At 63.2% G+C, this 17,167-nt stretch carries 21 protein-coding genes; 7 read left to right on the top strand and 14 right to left on the bottom strand.

Going from position 1 to position 17,167, the window contains the following annotated elements; translation table 11 throughout:
- Positions 1-158: 158 nt before the first annotated feature.
- Positions 159-320 carry a hypothetical protein gene (locus B6V73_RS20705; RefSeq protein WP_166504559.1) on the top strand — a complete coding sequence of 54 codons (162 nt, stop codon included), beginning with the start codon at positions 159-161 and terminating at the stop codon, positions 318-320.
- Between the two features lie 31 nt (positions 321-351).
- On the opposite strand, the gene B6V73_RS04915 is transcribed toward B6V73_RS20705, so the two are convergent.
- Positions 352-558, bottom strand: a complete 207-nt coding sequence (locus B6V73_RS04915; RefSeq protein ID WP_075776178.1) for a zinc-finger domain-containing protein — start codon at positions 556-558, stop codon at positions 352-354.
- A gap of 81 nt (positions 559-639) precedes the next feature.
- Here B6V73_RS04915 and B6V73_RS04910 point away from each other — a divergent pair, with 81 nt between their 5' ends.
- A complete protein-coding gene (locus B6V73_RS04910) occupies positions 640-1,572 on the top strand; it encodes an ABC transporter ATP-binding protein (protein WP_075776179.1) in 933 nt (310 codons plus the stop codon).
- On the opposite strand, the gene B6V73_RS04905 is transcribed toward B6V73_RS04910, so the two are convergent.
- From B6V73_RS04905 to B6V73_RS04860, 11 genes are all read right to left on the bottom strand, one after another.
- On the bottom strand, positions 1,569-2,426 hold the full coding sequence (locus tag B6V73_RS04905; RefSeq protein ID WP_088724670.1) for a DUF1989 domain-containing protein: 858 nt from the start codon (positions 2,424-2,426) through the stop codon (positions 1,569-1,571). The two genes, B6V73_RS04910 and B6V73_RS04905, sit on opposite strands and share 4 nt — an antisense overlap.
- Positions 2,427-2,544: 118 nt before the next feature.
- Entirely contained in the window at positions 2,545-2,721 is a 177-nt protein-coding gene (locus B6V73_RS20700) for a hypothetical protein (protein ID WP_157771564.1), read from the bottom strand.
- Positions 2,722-2,911: 190 nt separating this feature from the next.
- Entirely contained in the window at positions 2,912-3,688 is a 777-nt protein-coding gene (locus tag B6V73_RS04900) for a succinate dehydrogenase iron-sulfur subunit (RefSeq protein ID WP_075776181.1), read from the bottom strand.
- 17 nt (positions 3,689-3,705) lie between these two features.
- Positions 3,706-3,993: a hypothetical protein gene (locus B6V73_RS04895; RefSeq protein WP_075776182.1), complete on the bottom strand. Its 288-nt coding sequence runs from the start codon at positions 3,991-3,993 to the stop codon at positions 3,706-3,708.
- Entirely contained in the window at positions 3,993-5,798 is a 1,806-nt protein-coding gene (gene sdhA, locus B6V73_RS04890) for a succinate dehydrogenase flavoprotein subunit (protein WP_088719084.1), read from the bottom strand. The genes B6V73_RS04895 and sdhA overlap by 1 nt, the downstream gene beginning before the upstream one ends.
- A 15-nt stretch (positions 5,799-5,813) precedes the next feature.
- On the bottom strand, positions 5,814-6,206 hold the full coding sequence (locus B6V73_RS04885) for a succinate dehydrogenase, hydrophobic membrane anchor protein (protein ID WP_075776184.1): 393 nt from the start codon (positions 6,204-6,206) through the stop codon (positions 5,814-5,816).
- An 11-nt stretch (positions 6,207-6,217) separates the two neighbouring features.
- A complete protein-coding gene (gene sdhC, locus B6V73_RS04880; RefSeq protein ID WP_075776227.1) occupies positions 6,218-6,607 on the bottom strand; it encodes a succinate dehydrogenase, cytochrome b556 subunit in 390 nt (129 codons plus the stop codon).
- Positions 6,608-6,862: 255 nt separating this feature from the next.
- A complete protein-coding gene (locus B6V73_RS04875) occupies positions 6,863-7,897 on the bottom strand; it encodes a MaoC family dehydratase (RefSeq protein ID WP_075776185.1) in 1,035 nt (344 codons plus the stop codon).
- On the bottom strand, positions 7,897-8,100 hold the full coding sequence (locus B6V73_RS04870) for a DUF1737 domain-containing protein (protein ID WP_075776186.1): 204 nt from the start codon (positions 8,098-8,100) through the stop codon (positions 7,897-7,899). Before B6V73_RS04870 ends, B6V73_RS04875 begins: the two co-directional genes overlap by 1 nt.
- 1 nt (position 8,101) lies before the next feature.
- Complete coding sequence (locus tag B6V73_RS04865; RefSeq protein WP_088721939.1) at positions 8,102-8,653, bottom strand: NnrU family protein; 552 nt, start codon at positions 8,651-8,653, stop codon at positions 8,102-8,104.
- Between the two features lie 12 nt (positions 8,654-8,665).
- The gene (locus tag B6V73_RS04860) at positions 8,666-9,538 is read right to left on the bottom strand and encodes a CoA ester lyase (protein ID WP_088722180.1); all 873 of its coding nucleotides are present in this window, start codon (positions 9,536-9,538) and stop codon (positions 8,666-8,668) included.
- Between the two features lie 164 nt (positions 9,539-9,702).
- Between B6V73_RS04860 and B6V73_RS04855 the strand changes: the two genes are divergently transcribed.
- Positions 9,703-10,035, top strand: a complete 333-nt coding sequence (locus tag B6V73_RS04855; protein ID WP_075776188.1) for a hypothetical protein — start codon at positions 9,703-9,705, stop codon at positions 10,033-10,035.
- 11 nt (positions 10,036-10,046) lie between these two features.
- On the opposite strand, the gene B6V73_RS04850 is transcribed toward B6V73_RS04855, so the two are convergent.
- On the bottom strand, positions 10,047-10,793 hold the full coding sequence (locus tag B6V73_RS04850) for a sulfite exporter TauE/SafE family protein (RefSeq protein ID WP_240504099.1): 747 nt from the start codon (positions 10,791-10,793) through the stop codon (positions 10,047-10,049).
- 237 nt (positions 10,794-11,030) lie between these two features.
- Here B6V73_RS04850 and mdh point away from each other — a divergent pair, with 237 nt between their 5' ends.
- Positions 11,031-11,993, top strand: coding sequence for a malate dehydrogenase (mdh, locus tag B6V73_RS04845; RefSeq protein ID WP_075776189.1), 963 nt, complete (start codon positions 11,031-11,033; stop codon positions 11,991-11,993).
- A 69-nt stretch (positions 11,994-12,062) separates the two neighbouring features.
- Complete coding sequence (locus B6V73_RS04840; protein ID WP_088724669.1) at positions 12,063-13,322, top strand: hypothetical protein; 1,260 nt, start codon at positions 12,063-12,065, stop codon at positions 13,320-13,322.
- On the opposite strand, the gene B6V73_RS04835 is transcribed toward B6V73_RS04840, so the two are convergent.
- Positions 13,309-14,373 (bottom strand): glycosyltransferase family 2 protein, encoded by a 1,065-nt coding sequence (locus B6V73_RS04835; protein ID WP_088724668.1) that lies wholly within the window; start codon positions 14,371-14,373, stop codon positions 13,309-13,311. The genes B6V73_RS04840 and B6V73_RS04835 overlap by 14 nt on opposite strands.
- A gap of 235 nt (positions 14,374-14,608) precedes the next feature.
- Between B6V73_RS04835 and sucC the strand changes: the two genes are divergently transcribed.
- Together sucC and sucD are read left to right on the top strand one after the other, a co-directional pair.
- Entirely contained in the window at positions 14,609-15,802 is a 1,194-nt protein-coding gene (gene sucC, locus B6V73_RS04830; protein WP_075776192.1) for an ADP-forming succinate--CoA ligase subunit beta, read from the top strand.
- A 5-nt stretch (positions 15,803-15,807) separates the two neighbouring features.
- The gene (gene sucD, locus B6V73_RS04825; protein WP_075776193.1) at positions 15,808-16,695 is read left to right on the top strand and encodes a succinate--CoA ligase subunit alpha; all 888 of its coding nucleotides are present in this window, start codon (positions 15,808-15,810) and stop codon (positions 16,693-16,695) included.
- Positions 16,696-17,167: the final 472 nt, after the last annotated feature.

The following is a 17,167-nucleotide window of genomic DNA, read 5'->3' as shown; positions in this document are numbered from 1 at the left end:
GGGCAGAGAGGCTGTAGGCTCCATCACCGATGCGCCCTCCCGGGGGAAGGTCGTGCGCGGCCCGGGCTGGTCGGCCGCGCCGAGCGATACGCGTGGCGCCCCTTGCCAGAGCCCCCGAAATCCCCCATCTCAAGCGGCAACCGTAAAGGATTTGAGCTATGGACTATTCCAAAATGGGCGGCGCGAAGCCGCCCAAGAACACGCCCAAACATGCCGAGCATAACGCCTACGGCACCGACAAGACGCCTTTCAGCAAGAAGGACCCGAAGGCTGCGCTGCTTGAACGCATGAAACGCGCGGCACAGAAAAAGGACGGCTGAACGCCGTCCTTCCCTGTCGACTCAGACAGGTTCAGTGATCGTCATGCGCGTGATCGCGGTCGATCACGTATTTCTTGTCGCAATAGCCGCATTCGACGAAACCGGTGTCCCGCGGGATCGACAGCCAAACGCGCGGATGGCCGAGTGCCCCCTCGCCGCCGTCGCAGGCAACCTTCCAGGTGGTGACGACCTCGGTCTCGGGTGCGTCGGGGGCATTGGGCGAATGGGTGGCAGTCATGGATGCTCCGTATATATAAGGCACGAAAACCGCGCCCTGAAATCTGGGCTTCATTCTAGCAATCGCGAAAGGCGGGGCAAGTTGGAACAGCAGGCAATCGAAGTCACCGGGCTGCGCAAAACCTATGCAGGCGGCAAGAAGCAGGCACCGAAAGAAGCACTGAAGGGGCTCGACCTGTCGATCCCTGCGGGGTCGATCTTCGGGCTTCTCGGCCCGAACGGGGCGGGCAAGTCGACGCTGATCAACATTCTTGCGGGGCTGGTGAAGAAAACCGACGGGCGCGTCGTGATCTGGGGTTTCGATCAGGACGTGAACCCGCGCCAGTCGCGCGCCGCGATCGGGGTGATGCCGCAGGAGCTGAACATGGACCCGTTCTTCACGCCCCGCGCGGCGCTGGAGATGCAGGCGGGCCTCTATGGCGTGCCGAAATCCGAGCGCTGGACGGACGAGATTCTCGAACTGGTGGGCCTGTCGGACAAGGCCGAGGCTTATGCGCGAAACCTCTCGGGCGGGATGAAGCGGCGTCTGCTGCTTGCCAAAGCGCTGGTACATCGCCCGCAGATCCTCGTGCTGGACGAGCCGACCGCAGGCGTCGATATCGAGCTGCGCGCGATGCTCTGGCGCAATGTCCGCAAGCTCAATGAGCAGGGCATGACGATCATCCTGACCACGCACTACCTCGAGGAAGCCGAGGAAATGTGCGACGAGATCGCGATCATCAACAACGGCGAACTGATCGTGCGCGACACCACGCCGAACCTTCTCAAGCGGATGGACCGCAAGGCGCTGGTGGTGGAGCCGCGCAACGAAGTCACGAAAGAGATTCGGCTTCCCGAAGGCGTCACGCTCGAGACCCGCGCGGGCGGACAGATGGCGTTTTCCTACTCGCGCAACGAGACCTCGGCAGAGGATATCCTTGACGCGCTGCGCGTCGCCGGGGTCGAGATTCGCGACATCGCGAGCGAACAGCCGGGCCTCGAGGAAGTCTTCGTCTCGCTGACCTCGAACCGTTAAAGCCCGTGGCTGCGGTCGTAGGCGTTGGGCGCGGGCGGCGCCCAGCCTTCGGGCGCTGATTTCGGGCGGTAGATTTCCACGCCCAGCGGGTAACATGCAGCCGTGTCCGAGCTGTGCTCGGCTGAACAATCCCCGCCCGGGCACGCCGACAGAACGCCCAGCAAATCGGTCTCTGCGAAGAATTCGAGATAATCACCGGGCCGGACCGGGCTCGCCTTCATGAAATACTGCCCGGTGTCGCGGGTGAAGCCGGTGCACATGAAGACGTTGAGCACGTCATGCACCAGCGCCTCCGCCTCTTGCAGAGGCAGATCACGGGCCGCGGCCAGCGCACGGGTCAGGTTCGAATGGCAGCAATGGTGATACTGTCCGCCATCGGACAGCAGGCAATGCGTATAAGGATCGCAGCGCGTGCCGATCACGTCATGGACCGAGCCACCGAATGCGTCGATGCCATACCAGTCGAGCGTATCCTCGGTAATCGTCGCCAGCGGGCGCATCGTCGGAAAGCCGGACCACAGCCGGTCGCCGCGGCTCAGATGCGTGCCATGCAGCGCGCGTGTCTTTCCGGAATAGAACCGCTCGGACAGGTCCGCCGAGAACAAATTCAGATCACCCACCTGCGGCCCCTCGACCGAAGCGATGCGGAAGAAATGTCCGGCGGGCACGTCGAAGGCCAGCGCCTCGCGCGGGGGCACTCGCAGGTCGGCGATCTTGTCCCAGTTCCCGCGCACGGCGCGATAGGCGGACAGGTCCGGCGCGGGCAGCGCGTCCGTCGGGTAACAGATCACCGGCGCGATATCGCGGCGGGTTTGGGCGTCTTCGGGCGAGGCGTGCTCGGGCGTCGGATGCATGGGGCTCCCTCCTTGTCGCGCCCACTCTGCCCTGCCCCGCCCAGGAGCGAAAGGCGCAAAGAAAAACCCCGGCGAAGAGCCGGGGCAGTCACGACGGAACTATTCGGGAGGTCACCGCTCAAGCCGCGGTGTAATACTCGTACATCAGCTCGACCGCTTCGAGACCGGTGGTCTCTTCAGCTTTCGCGGCCGGGGTGAACACAGGGGCGGATTTCTCCGGGGTGTAGTAGGCCAGATGCTCTTCGGCCACTTGAACCGGTTGCGCCCCTTTGGGGAATTTGACGATGTCGACCATGGAACTCTCTCCAGTCACGTTTCGAGTTCCTCCCTGCCACCCGATTTAGGGATTTTCGCGGGGATTCAAACCCAAAATGCTGCAACCGCGATATGCATTTGCCGCAACGCAGCGAAAAGGGCGGCTCGCGCCGCCCTTTCTACTATCTGTTGGGGGTGAGCCAGAGGCAGGCCCCAATATATGCGTCGAATCAGACGACCCGGTTGACCTGCATCCGCTTGATCTCGGCGATCGCTTTCGCCGGGTTCAGACCTTTCGGGCAGGTCTTGGTGCAGTTCATGATCGTGTGGCAACGATAGAGCTTGAAGGGGTCTTCGAGCTGATCGAGGCGCTCTGCCGTCGCTTCGTCGCGCGAGTCGATGATCCAGCGATAGGCGTGCAGCAGCGCTGCCGGGCCGAGATACTTGTCGCCGTTCCACCAGTAGCTCGGGCACGAGGTCGAGCACGAGGCGCACATGACGCACTCATACAGACCGTCCAGCTTCTTGCGGTCTTCGATCGACTGGCGCCATTCCTTCTCGGGACGGTTCGTCTTAGTCTCGAGCCAGGGCATGATCGACGCGTGCTGGGCGTAGAACATGGTTAGGTCGGGGATCAGGTCTTTCACCACCGGCATATGCGGCAGCGGGTAGATCTTCACGTCGCCCTTGATCTCGTCGAGACCGTAGATACAGGCCAGCGTATTGATCCCGTCGATGTTCATCGCACAGGAACCGCAGATGCCTTCGCGGCAGGAGCGGCGGAAGGTCAGCGTCGGGTCGATCTCGTTCTTGATCTTCAAGAGCGCGTCGAGAACCATCGGCCCGCACTTGTCCATGTCGATGAAATACGTGTCAAGACGCGGGTTCTCCCCGGTATCCGGGTCCCAGCGATAGATCTGGAACTTGCGGATATTCTTGCCATCCGGCTTCGGCCAGGTCTTGCCGACGCGGATCTTGGAATTCTTCGGAAGCGTGAACTGAACCATGGTTGGTCCCCTTTCCGTCAGTACGAATAGAGCGGCCGCGTGGGCATTCGGCCGGATTTTCTGTAAACGCAGGAGTCGTAGGCCGCGGACGGGTCGCCCTGCACCGAGGCGCCGATATTCATCTCGACCTTCATCTTCGAGCTGAAGCCGCTATTGGTGACGCCCATGCCCGCCTCGCCCGTGATGGGCGGCTTGGGCGCGAACTGGGCATAGCACTGGCGCTCGGCCTGCTCGACCGGGATAGGGGCGCAGGCGGCAAGGCCAAGCCCTGCCGCAAGAAGCCCATATGCCGGCGCGTGACGCATCAATAGACCCGCTTCTTCGGCGCGATCTTCTTGATCTCGATCCCGCCCTGATCCTCGGGGGTCAGCGGGTCCATGTGGACCGGGCGGAAGGTCAGATCGACGTTCGCGCCGTCGACATGCATGATCGAGTGCTTGCGCCAGTTGGTGTCGTCGCGATCGGGATAATCCTCGTGAGCATGTGCACCACGGGATTCCTTGCGTGCCTCGGCGCCCACGATGGTCGCCAGCGCGTTCGGCATCAGGTTCTCGAGTTCCAGCGTTTCCATCAGGTCCGAGTTCCAGATCAGCGACCGGTCCGTGACCTTGAGATCGTCGAGCTTGGCGGCGACCGCCTTCATCTTCTCGACCCCCTCGGCCAGCGTCTTGTCGGTCCGGAACACCGCCGCATCCGCCTGCATCGTGCGCTGCATCTCGTCGCGCAGCGCCGCGGTGGGCGTGCCGCCATCGGCGTAGCGCACCTTGTCGAAGCGCTCGAAGATGGCGTCGATCTTGGCTTTCGGGATGTCCGGGTTCGACGCGTTGGGATCGACGACCTCGCCGGCGCGGATCGCGGCGGCACGACCGAAGACCACGAGGTCGATCAGCGAGTTGGAGCCCAGGCGGTTCGCACCGTGCACAGAGGCCGAACCCGCCTCGCCCACGGCCATCAGGCCGGGCACGATCGCATCGGGATCGCCCTCTTTCGGGTTGATGACCTCGCCGTGGTAGTTCGTCGGAATACCGCCCATGTTGTAGTGCACGGTCGGCAGAACCGGGATCGGCTCTTTCGTGACGTCGACGCCGGCGAAGATTTTCGCCGATTCCGAGATACCCGGCAGGCGCTCGGCCAGAGCTTCCGGCGGAAGGTGGCTGAGGTTGAGGAAGATGTGGTCCTTGTGCTCACCCACGCCGCGGCCTTCGCGGATCTCCATGGTCATGCAGCGCGACACCACGTCGCGCGACGCCAGATCCTTGTAGGTCGGCGCGTAACGCTCCATGAAGCGCTCGCCTTCGGAGTTGGTCAGGTAACCACCCTCGCCGCGGGCGCCTTCGGTGATCAGGCAGCCCGAACCGTAGATGCCGGTCGGGTGGAACTGCACGAATTCCATGTCCTGCAGCGCGAGACCGGCCCGCGCGACCATGCCGCCACCGTCGCCGGTGCAGGTATGGGCCGAAGTGGCCGAGAAATAGGCGCGGCCGTAACCGCCGGTCGCCAGCACAACCATCTTCGCGTTGAAGACGTGCATCGTGCCGTCGTCGAGCTTCCAGCAGACGACGCCCTGGCACTGCCCGTCATCGGACATGATCAGGTCGATCGCGAAATACTCGATGTAGAACTCTGCGTTGTTCTTCAGCGACTGACCGTAGAGCGTGTGCAGGATCGCGTGACCGGTGCGGTCCGCGGCAGCACAGGTGCGCTGCACGGGCGGGCCTTCACCGTATTCGGTGGTGTGGCCGCCGAAGGGACGCTGGTAGATTTTGCCCTCTTCGGTGCGCGAGAACGGCACGCCATAGTGCTCGAGCTCGTAGACGGCCTTGGGGGCGTGACGCGCGAGATATTCCATCGCGTCGTTATCGCCGAGCCAGTCCGAGCCTTTGATCGTGTCGTACATATGCCACTGCCAGCTGTCCGGGCCCATGTTGCCCAAGCTGGCGGCGATGCCGCCCTGTGCGGCGACCGTGTGCGAGCGGGTCGGGAAGACCTTGGTCACGCAGGCGGTGCGCAGGCCCTGTTCGGCCATGCCGAGCGTGGCGCGCAGACCCGAGCCACCGGCGCCGACCACGACCACGTCGTAATTATGCGTTTCGTATTCGTAAGCAGCCATTATCTCGTCCCGTTATCAGTTGCCCAGCAGAAGGCCGATGAAGACCATCTTGCCGAGTGCATAGAGTGCGGTCGCCATGATCACGTAAGCCAGCGAATGCATCGCGATCTTGGTGGCCTTCGCGGCGGTGCCGTGGATGTAGTCCTCGATCCAGATCTCGGTGCCCTTCGCGAAGTGGCGCATGCCGACGATCACGACCAGCGCGGTCAGGATGGCCGGGAAGGGCTTCGAGAACGTGGTGATCACGGTCTGCTGGTCCGCACCCAGAGTGGTACCTACGATGTAGAGCCAGGTCGGGATCATGAAGGCGAGAGCAACGGCCGAGGCCGACATCCACCAGTGATGCTCGGGGCCAGTGCCCGAGGCGCCCTTGCCCACGGCGCGCTTGCGGTCGGTGAGGTAACGCATGAGGGCCTCCGTCAGAATTGGATGATGATGAGGGTCAGCACGGTCAGCACGACCGAACCGATGGTGCAGATCCAGCCGAGCATCTCGGCGGATTTGATATCCATGTACTTGCCCGCATCGAAGATCAGGTGCCGGATGCCGGCGAGGTAGTGATACCAGACGCCCAGCAGCGACAGGGTGAAGACGAGATCGCCAAACCACGAGGTCGCGATCGCGTTCACGAAATTGAAGTAATCGGGGCTGGTCGCGGCGGCGAGGAGCCACCAGACGAGCAGCAGAACGCCCACGATGATACCGTTGCCCGTGATCCGCGTCATGATCGACGAGAAGGAGGTCATCTGCGGACGGTAGATTTGAAGGTGCGGGGAAAGCGGACGCTCAACCTGTTTCGCTTCAGCCATGATCGGTCCCTTTTCGCTGGGCTCGGCGCTCTCGTCGGCCTCGATCGGAGGCACGCGCTGGCGCGGAGCTGGCCGGAATTGGCTCTTTTACTAGCGTAATTTTCTCCCAAGTCACGGGGGGCAAGGTTGAAAACATGTCATTTGCGCGTAAAGAGCGGCGAAAAATTCGCTTTGTGATCACATAAATTCTGTGCGTGATCACATGTTAACGCTCCCGGGCGCCCTGCCCCCGGGAGTGAGTCTCTCGGGCGGCGATCAGATCGGCATCAGAGCCCAGTAGTCGAGGTCGAGCAGCACCTCGGGGAGATATTTGCCGTCTTCTCCCTTATAGCCGAACTCCGGCGCGCCCTGTTTCACGGCGACCAGACGCAGACGGATCGCGCCGACGCCAGGCGCGCCTGTCTCGGCCTTGTCGAGCACTTCCGACCACGCTTTCACCGTATCGCCCGAGAAGCACGGGTTGGCATGCGCCCCGGCATTGAGCGCCACGATCAACTGGGCGTTCGCCAGTCCGTTGAAGGACAGCGCGCGCGCCATGGAGATGACATGCCCGCCATAGATCAGGCGCCGGCCATCGGCACGGAAGGTCGCGTCGAAATGCACCTTGGCGGTGTTCTGCCACAGGCGCGTGGCGATCATGTGCTCGGCTTCCTCGATGGTCACCCCGTCCACATGGTCGATTTTTTCGCCGATCTCGTAATCGCCCCAACGATGCGGCTCGCCCGCCAGATCGAAATCATAATCCTCGAAGCTCAGCCCCTCGGGGATCACCAGATCCTCCGGCGCCACGACCGATGCCAGATCGGGCAGCACGGTCTCGGGCGCGGGCGCGTCCAGATCGCCTTTGCGCACCATCACCCAACGGACATATTCCAGCACAACCTCACCCGCCTGGTTCAGACCGCGGGTGCGGACATAGACCACGCCTGACTTGCCGTTGGAGTTCTGCTTGACCCCGATCACCTCGGATTCCGAGCGCAGCGTGTCGCCCGGATAGACCGGCTTCAGCCAGCGCCCTTCCGCATAGCCGAGATTGGCCACCGCGTTGAGCGACACGTCCGGAACCGTCTTGCCGAAGACGACGTGGAAGGCGATCAGATCGTCGAGAGGCGAGCCATCCAATCCGCAGGCCGCCGCGAATTCGTCCGAGGAATAGAGCGCATGCCGCGCCGGGTAGAGCGCGTGATACAGTGCACGCTCCCCTTCCGCGACGGTGCGCGGGACGGCGTGACGGATCACGTCGCCCAGCTTGTAGTCCTCGAAGAAACGGCCCGGATTGGTTTTGCCCATTATTGCTCTCCCAGCTTCATGTCGGGGTGATACTCACCCTCGATCTCCTTGGTCACGGCTTGGGCACAGCGCATCACGCCATTCGCATGATCGTAGGCATATTGCGGATCGCCATGCAGCACCCAGCCCTTGGACAGCGCAAGGCTGACCTTGTGACAGAAGGCCGAGGTGTCTTCCTCGGTCAGAAGGCGGTAGATTTTCATGTCAGGCTCCGAACGGGTTGTGACCGAACCAGATGTGGATCATCGCGATCAGGCCGAAGAGGACGACCGTGCCGACGATGCCGCCGATCTCCTTGCCGACTTTCACCTCGGGCGTGACTTTCGCGGGCTTCGACTTCTTGTTGATCAGGATGACCTCCACCACGGCCCAGGCGAGCAGACCGCCGAACAGGATGATCCCCGGCAGGGTCGGGTTGACCAGCAGGTGCGCCAAGGCCCAGGTCTTCACCGCAGTCAGCTGCGGGTGGCGAATCTTGCCGCTGAGCCAGAGCTTCATGCCCGAGACCGCGAACAGGTAGACCGCGAAGAGCATCAACAGGTTGTTGATCCCCTTGAGCGCCGCGTTCGGCGTCCAGAGGTAGAAGACCGGATCGCTTGCGCGCCAGCCGACGAACATCAGAACGAGGCTGATCAGGACGAGAGCGGCGACCATCGGACGCTCGGCCCCTTTGAGCGCGCGCCGGAAGCCCGGAAAGATCCGTTTTGCCAGATGTGCGAGCGACCAGATCAGGACGCCGAGGATGAGTAATGTCATTGCGATTGCCTCTTAGCTGCCAAGCGCGGCAATCGCCTCCGCTTTGGCGAGGACTTGCCGCGCCGTGACGATATGCAGATTTTCGACGATCTTTCCATCCACGACCGCGACACCCTGCCCCGCTTCCTCGGCTTTCTCAAAGGCAGCGATCTGGCGCCGGGCGAGGTCGATCTCGGCCTCGGAAGGGGCGAAGGCCGCATTGCAGACCTCGAGTTGCGCGGGGTGGATCAGCGTCTTGCCGTCGAAGCCCATGTCGCGCCCCTGTTCGCATTCGGCCTTGAGGCCCTCGTCATCCCTGAAGGCGTTATAGACGCCGTCGACGATGATCTTGCCATGCGCTTTCGCGGCGAGAAGGCACAGGCCCAGCCCCGTCTGCATCGGCAGGCGATCGGCGCGGAAGCGGCTCCCGAGTTCCTTCGCTAGATCGTTGGTGCCCATCACCATGCCTTCGAGCCGCGGATGCGCCGCGATATCGCCCGCGTTGAGCATCCCCAGCGCGGTCTCCATCATCGCCCAGAGCGGCACGCTCTGAATGAGATCGGCCACCGCGATAAGATCGGCGGGCGTGGAGACTTTCGGGATCAGGATCGCATCGACCTTGGCGCCTGCGCGGATCGCGTCGGCAAAGGCCAGCACATCCTCGCGCCCCCATTCGGTGTCGAGCCCGTTGACCCGCACGATCTTCATGCGCGGGCCGTAATCGACCTCGGTCAGCGTCTTCGCAAGGAGCGCGCGCGCATTGACCTTCTCGTCGATCGCCACGGCGTCTTCGAGGTCGAAGATGATCGCGTCACAGGCAAGCCCGGTGGCCTTTTCCAGCGCACGCTGTTTCGAGCCGGGAATGTAGAGCACGGAACGGGTCGGGCGGGCCATTTGATTCTCCATCTCGCAATTTTCTTTCGCCAGATCGCACGAATGGGACAGAATCGGCAAGGTAAGATTTGCCGCATCGCAGAAAAATCACAACTGCCGACATCGCGCAGCGCCATCGTAAAGCTTTCTTGACAGCTGGACCGTCACTCTCGGATGATGCTTTCAGAGGGATCAAAATGCTGAACAAAACTTATGTGCTCACGCTCGGCCTGGCCGCAGCGATCGGCTTCGCTCAGGCTGCTTTCGGTGAGACGCGGGATCCGTCTGATCCGTCGCGCGCCTGTGGCAAGCGAGACGAGATCGTGGCCAATCTCGAAGCGAAATATCACGAGAGCCGCCGCATGGTGGCGCTCTCCGCAAATAACTCCGTGCTGGAAATTTTCGCGGCGGAGGCGGGCAACTGGACGATCATCGTCACCCCGGCGGATGGCGTGAGCTGCCTGATCGCCTCGGGCGAGGCATTCGAGGAACTCGACGGGAAACTTCCGCAGAAGGACGCGGCGCTTTAAACGCCGCCCCCTCAGTTCATGAGCGCTTGCTGGATCAGCTTCAGCGAGATTAGCAGGAGTACCCAGATCACGACCTTGAAGAAGATTTCAGTGGGCATCCGCTTGACCAACCAGACGCCGAGGAACACCGAAGCCGAGGCCGGTATCGCCAGGATCAACGCGGTGCCGATGCTGTCCCAGCTTACTTCGCCAAGCGCGATATAAGGCCCGAGCTTCGCGAGATTGACATAGGAGAACAGGATCGTCGCCGTCCCCGCGAATACCTGCTTTGGCAGGTTCAGCGGGATCGTGTAGGCTTGGTAGGGCGGCGCGCCGGAATGGCTGACGAAACTGGTGATGCCCGCGATCGTGCCCCAGAACAGGCCCGGCGCGACCCGCGCTTCCTGCCGCGCACCATGCCGATGCCGGAACAGCGCGTTCACCGCGAAAACAGCGCCGATCACGCCGACCATCAAGGTCACCCAGCGTTCGGGCACGATCTCTGCGGTGGCCCAGCCGATACCGATACCGAAGGTCGCCGACGGGATCAGGATCGCCAGCACACGCCGGTCGTAATGCTTGCGATATGCCCAGAGGCCGAACATGTCCGCGATGATATAAACAGGCAGCAACAGGCCCGCGGCCGCGATCGGGTCCATCACGATCGCCAGCACCGGGACCGAGATCGAGGTTGCCATAGGAACGCCACCCTTCGACAGGCCCACCATGACGGCGGCGAAGACCGCCAAGGCCCAGCCGAGCGCTCCCAAATCCATCATCGCTTGCCCCTCTTCCCGCGGGCGCAGAGAATCGCCCTGCCCCGGTCGGTCCTCTTGCTGGCATGGCGCGCCGGGAAACGGAACCTCGCGCAGGCGGATGCGCGCCGCGGGTGGGGCAGTTTCTGCATACGAGTGCATACAAGCAGCCTCGCCGCAGCGCAGCACTCTTGCCCTTTGCGAGCCAAAGAGCTACTCCACCCGCGATCTATTTTCCAATCCATCCACCCGGAGGACCAAATGGCCAGACCCAAGATCGCCCTTATCGGCGCCGGCCAGATCGGCGGCACGCTCGCCCATCTCGCCGCCATCAAGGAACTCGGTGACGTCGTTCTGTTCGATATCGCCGAAGGTACGCCGCAGGGCAAAGCGCTCGACATCGCGGAGTCGGGCCCGGCGGAAGGCTTCGACGGCTCCTTCAAGGGCACCAACGATTACGCCGATATCGCGGGCGCGGATGTCTGCATCGTGACCGCTGGCGTTCCGCGCAAGCCGGGCATGAGCCGCGACGATCTGCTCGGCATCAACCTCAAGGTGATGAAATCGGTCGGCGAGGGCATTGCAGCCCACGCGCCCGACGCCTTCGTCATCTGCATCACCAACCCGCTCGACGCGATGGTCTGGGCGCTGCAGCAATTCTCCGGCCTGCCGGCACAGAAGGTCGTCGGCATGGCGGGCGTTCTGGACTCGGCACGTTTCCGTCACTTCCTGTCGCTGGAATTCGGCGTCTCGATGCGCGACGTGAACGCGTTCGTGCTCGGCGGCCACGGCGACACCATGGTGCCCCTCGCGCGCTACTCGACCGTCGGTGGCATCCCGCTCCCCGACCTCGTGCAGATGGGCTGGACCACGCAGGAGAAGCTCGACGCGATCATCCAGCGCACCCGTGACGGCGGCGCCGAAATCGTGGGCCTCCTGAAGACCGGTTCGGCCTTCTACGCCCCGGCCACCTCGGCGATCGAGATGGCGGAAGCCTACCTGAAAGACCAGAAGCGCGTCCTGCCCTGCGCCGCTTACGTCAAAGGCGCGCTCGGCCTCGACGGTCTCTATGTCGGCGTTCCGACCGTGATCGGCGCCAAGGGCATCGAGAAGGTCATCGACATCAAGCTCAACAAGGACGAGCAGGCGATGTTCGACAAGTCGGTCGATGCGGTGAAAGGTCTCGTGGAAGCCTGCAAGGGTATCGACAGCACGCTCGCTTGATCGAAATACAGGACTGATCCAATCTTGGGGCGCGCCTTTGTCGGCGCGCCCTTTGTTTTGGAGAGTGCCATGTGTTCCGCCCGTCTCGTCACGTGTTTCGCCGCCTTGCTCGCCGTTTCACCGATTGCCGCCCATGCGCAGGACGGCCCGGTCACCGTCAAGATCACACGCAGCGATGCGCCTGCCGTCGATCCGATCTCGGCAAGGATCGGGGCGGAGGGGATCGCGGCTGTGCTGGCCGATCTGAAATCGCGGGACGCGCTCGCGCCGAAGGATCGCTTCGCGCTGGCGGGGCTGGAGTTCCTCGCAAGTCTCGAAGCCGCAACGCGATGGCAGATGGAGGCCGGCGCCGCCCGTGTGCTGATGCCCTTAATCGGCAACGTCCCCGGCGACAGCGCCGCGCCGCGCGAAACCTTTACCGCCGATGCGGTCACGCGCGAAAGCGAGGCCCTGATCGCCGAGATGGATCGGGCGAGATCCGCGCTCGACGGTGTGGCCGATGGGCCGGAGTTCGGTCTTGCGATCGACCTGAACGACCTCTGGTTCGATCTGGATGGCAATGGCGCGCGCGATGACGGCGAGTCGGCGGTGACAATTCTGCGCGGCGTCTTCATGCCGCGCGCACCGGAGACCGAAGCCGCGGAGGCTCGGATCGTGCGCTTCGACAATGCGGATGCGGCTTGGCTTTCCGCCTATACCCATCTGATCTCGGGCGCTGGCGAGCTGACCCTCGCCTTCGATCCCGAGCCGGCGATCGCGCGGGTGTTGGAGACCTACGCGAAACTCGTGGAAGCGCAGGAGAAAGCCGCCAGCGCGGGTCAATACAGTTCGATGGACGGGCTGAGGATTTTCAGCTTCGTCGACCCGGCGGCTGCGCTTCTCGACATGCTCCACCAGCAACCCGACCCGCAACACACCCGCGCCGCGCGGGATCATTGGCTGGCAATGATTGCGGATAACCGGCAGTTCTGGGACCTTGCCGAAGCCGAGACCGACAATCAGGCGGAGTGGATTCCGAGCGACGCGCAGGATCAGGCGCTTGATGTCGAGTTTCCCGACCGTCTTGGCGAGACATGGCGGGGCGTGCTGAGCGATGGCGAGGCGCTCCTGACGAGCGAAAAGTCCTTCCCCTTCTGGCGCGTGCCGATCGGGGTCGACCTGGGCGCGTGGCTCGAAGACCCCGCGCCGTTGCCGTTGACCGGGGTCGTTCAGGGCTGGGCGCTCGATCCCTATTTCACCGACGCTCCGATGCTGACGCCCGAGAACTGGACGCGCTTTTCGCGGTTGGTCGGCAGCCGGACAGGCTTGATGATGTTCATGCTGAACTGACGAGCGGCTCCGGATCGAAGCCGAATTCGTCCTTTAGGCGAGCGATCAGCTCGGCCTCATGGAGAAGCAGCGCATGGTCGAACGACGCGGGCGAAAGGTCCACCTTGTCGCCAAAAAGCGCGCGCGTTTCGGCCGCGATCTTCACGTCCGGGCGGATCAGCAGCTCGTGGGCCTCCAACTCGGCTGCCTCGTAGTCGCGCATCCCCTGCACCTCCCACCAGAGCGCCTTCAGCTCGGCGGGATCGGCGGCGCGCTCAGCGGCTTCGGCGAACTGCGCCTTGCGGGACCCGACATAGGGCACGGGTTGCCCCTTCACCTTGGTCGTGGCGCGGCGCAGCATCTTGAGGATGAAGTGCAATGGCGTCAGCCCATCGAAATGCATCAACCGCCCATTATAGCTGGGCCTGTAAGGCAAATCGTTTTCCTTACTGTCCCAGTCTTTCAGCGGGTAGTGCACCCCGATCGCATAGCCCCGCCCGGCGCGCACGACGGGCTTCCCTGCGACATGACCCGCGAGACCTTTCTTCAGAAAGCGCGCGCGGAAGCCGTAGAACATCAGCCCGTCATCCTGAAACCCGTCCCAGCGCCGCCGGAACACGCCGCTGAAAATATCCGGGCCGGGTTTGCGGTCGAGATAGCAGCGCTCGTCGACTTCGAGACGCAGCCACGCTTTCTGTTCGCCTGTTTTCGCCAGTTCCCATGCGAGCGGGCGCACGAGGCTCACGAACTCATCCGCGTCGCAATGGATCATCCAATCGAGCTCGGTCTCGGTCAGCGCGCGGGTCGCGTTGTATTTCTGGCGGCCCTGATGGCGTGCGGGACGTTTCCGGCGCCAGCTACGCTCCCAATCGTCATCGCCGGAATGGTGGATGAAGGCGCCTTCAACCGGCGCGAGCAGCGCCTCGGCCTCCGGGTTCGGGCGGTCGAAGAAGACGTGGACCTCGCTGGCGCCGATGCTCAGATGATGCGCGACATAGGCGGCCACCAGCGCAGCCGGTTCGTCCACCGTCGCCACCACGCCCCAGCGCGGCATATCTTGCCCTTGCGTCATCTAAATTCGATCCCTGCCAATGCGCTCAGCGCAGATAGGTTCAATTAACCGAGTCGTGCCAGTGCACCCATGCCACAGTGCAGCATTTTCCGATTTGTGATCACACCTTTCCGCCCTGTGATCACGTATGTCGCTTTTTCCGGGCGAGTGGGGCAGATTGTCGCGATTTCGGTTTGTCCCCCCGGCTTAAGCGCCTAGAACCCCCTCAAATCGCACCAGCATGGGGTATCCAAGGATGAATATCCACGAATATCAGGCCAAACAGCTTCTCAAGAGCTATGGCGCACCGGTCTCGGACGGCCGTGTCGTCCTCAAGGCCGAAGAAGCGAAGACCGCAGCCAGCGAACTCGATGGTCCGCTCTGGGTCGTCAAGGCGCAGATCCACGCCGGTGGCCGCGGCAAGGGCCACTTCAAGGAAGCCGAAGCCGGCGAAAAGGGCGGTGTCCGCCTGGCCAAATCGGTCGAAGAGGCTGAAACGCTCGCCAAGCAGATGCTCGGCAAGACGCTCGTGACGCACCAGACCGGCCCGGCGGGCAAGCAGGTCAACCGCATCTACATCGAAGACGGCTCCGACATCGAGCGCGAACTGTATCTCGCGCTGCTCGTCGACCGCGTGACCTCGCGCGTCTCGATCGTGGCCTCCACCGAAGGCGGCATGGACATCGAGGAAGTCGCGGCGAACACCCCCGACAAGATCCTCAGCTTCTCGATCGACCCGGCGACCGGCTACCAGCCGTTCCACGGCCGCCGCGTCGCCTTCTCGCTCGGCCTCGAAGGCCCGCAGGTGAAGCAGATGGTCGGCCTTCTCGGCAAGCTCTACCAAGCCTTCATCGAGAAGGACATGGAGATGCTTGAGATCAACCCGCTGATCGTCATGACCGACGGCAACCTCAAGGTGCTCGACGCCAAGCTCGGCTTCGACGGCAACGCCGTCTACCGCCACTCGGACATCGCCGCCCTGCGCGACGAAACCGAAGAAGACAGCAAAGAGCTCGAAGCGTCGAAATACGACCTCAACTACATCGCGCTCGACGGTGAGATCGGCTGCATGGTGAACGGCGCTGGCCTCGCAATGGCCACGATGGACATCATCAAGCTCTACGGTGCAGAGCCCGCGAACTTCCTCGACGTCGGCGGTGGCGCCACGAAAGAAAAAGTGACCGAAGCGTTCAAGATCATCACCTCGGACAAGAACGTCAAAGGTATCCTCGTGAACATCTTCGGCGGCATCATGCGCTGCGACATCATCGCGGAAGGCGTGATCGCTGCGGTGAAGGAAGTCGGCCTCGAAGTGCCGCTGGTCGTCCGCCTCGAGGGCACCAACGTCGAAAAAGGCAAGGAAATCATCGCGAATTCCGGCCTGAACGTCATCGCCGCTGACAACCTGTCGGATGGCGCAGAGAAAATCGTCAAAGCGGTGAAAGGCTAAGAATCATGGCAGTTCTCGTCAACGAAAACACCAAGGTCATCTGCCAGGGCTTCACCGGCTCGCAGGGCACCTTCCACTCCGAGCAGGCAATCGCGTACGGCACCAAGATGGTCGGCGGCGTGACCCCCGGCAAAGGCGGCCAGGAGCATCTGGGCCTGCCGGTCTTCAACTCGGTCCACGAGGCGAAAGCCAAGACCGAAGCGAACGCCTCGGTGATCTACGTTCCGCCGCCCTTCGCGGCTGACTCGATCCTCGAAGCGATCGACGCGGAAATGGAACTGATCGTCTGCATCACCGAGGGGATCCCGGTCCTCGACATGATGAAGGTCAAGCGCGCGCTGATCGACTCCAAGTCGCGTCTGATCGGCCCGAACTGCCCCGGTGTCATCACCCCCGACGCCTGCAAGATCGGCATCATGCCCGGCCACATCCACAAGCGTGGTTCGGTCGGCGTCGTGTCGCGCTCGGGCACGCTGACCTACGAGGCGGTCAAGCAGACCACCGATATGGGTCTGGGCCAGTCCTCGGCCGTCGGCATCGGCGGTGACCCGATCAAGGGCACCGAGCATATCGACGTGCTCGACATGTTCCTCGACGATCCGGAAACGGAATCGATCATCATGATCGGTGAGATCGGTGGTTCGGCGGAAGAAGAAGCCGCGGAATTCCTCGCCGAGCAGAAGAAAAAAGGCCGTTGGAAGCCGACCGCTGGCTTCATCGCCGGCCGCACGGCCCCTCCCGGCCGCCGCATGGGCCACGCCGGCGCGATCGTCGCGGGCGGCAAAGGCGATGCGGAATCGAAGATCGAGGCCATGAAGTCGGCCGGTATCGTCGTCGCTGACAGCCCCGCCACGCTGGGCGAAGCGGTGATGAAAGCGATCAAGGGCGAATAAGCTCTCTCGAAACTGGCAGGGTCGCGGCGTACGCGGCCCTGCATCCAGACCAAGGAAAGGACCGGACCCATGTCGCTGCGGATCGCACGGCGCGCCTCCCTCCCCGTTTCGGGGACGGTCGCATGCGCCCTGCTCGAAAGCAGCGACGGGGGCCGGTCTTCTTCTGCGGCAGAGCGCGTCGCGAGCGGCGCATGGCTCGCCACGGAATTCGCCGGAACCTCCGCTCATGGCGGGCCCGTTCCGGTCCCGGCTCCCCGCTCGTCGGGCACCTCCGACCCCGCGCGCATCCCTGCCCTGCATGGAAGTCCCGAAATCAGCACCTACATCACTGAGCCAGAAGGCAATATGCCCGGGCAAGCAGGTGCCGGTTTCGACGTATCTGTGAGGGCCCCGCGCGCGAAGGAAAGGACCCAGCATCATGTGCCGTTCCACCCCCGTATCCGTCGCGAGGGCCTCTGCGCTCCGCGCGGCC

It is taken from the genome of Thioclava sp. JM3 (assembly GCF_002213185.1).
GTDB classification, from domain to species: domain Bacteria; phylum Pseudomonadota; class Alphaproteobacteria; order Rhodobacterales; family Rhodobacteraceae; genus Thioclava; species Thioclava nitratireducens.
Note: the sequence above shows the minus strand (reverse complement) of the source record. Positions and strands in the feature narration are given on the sequence as shown.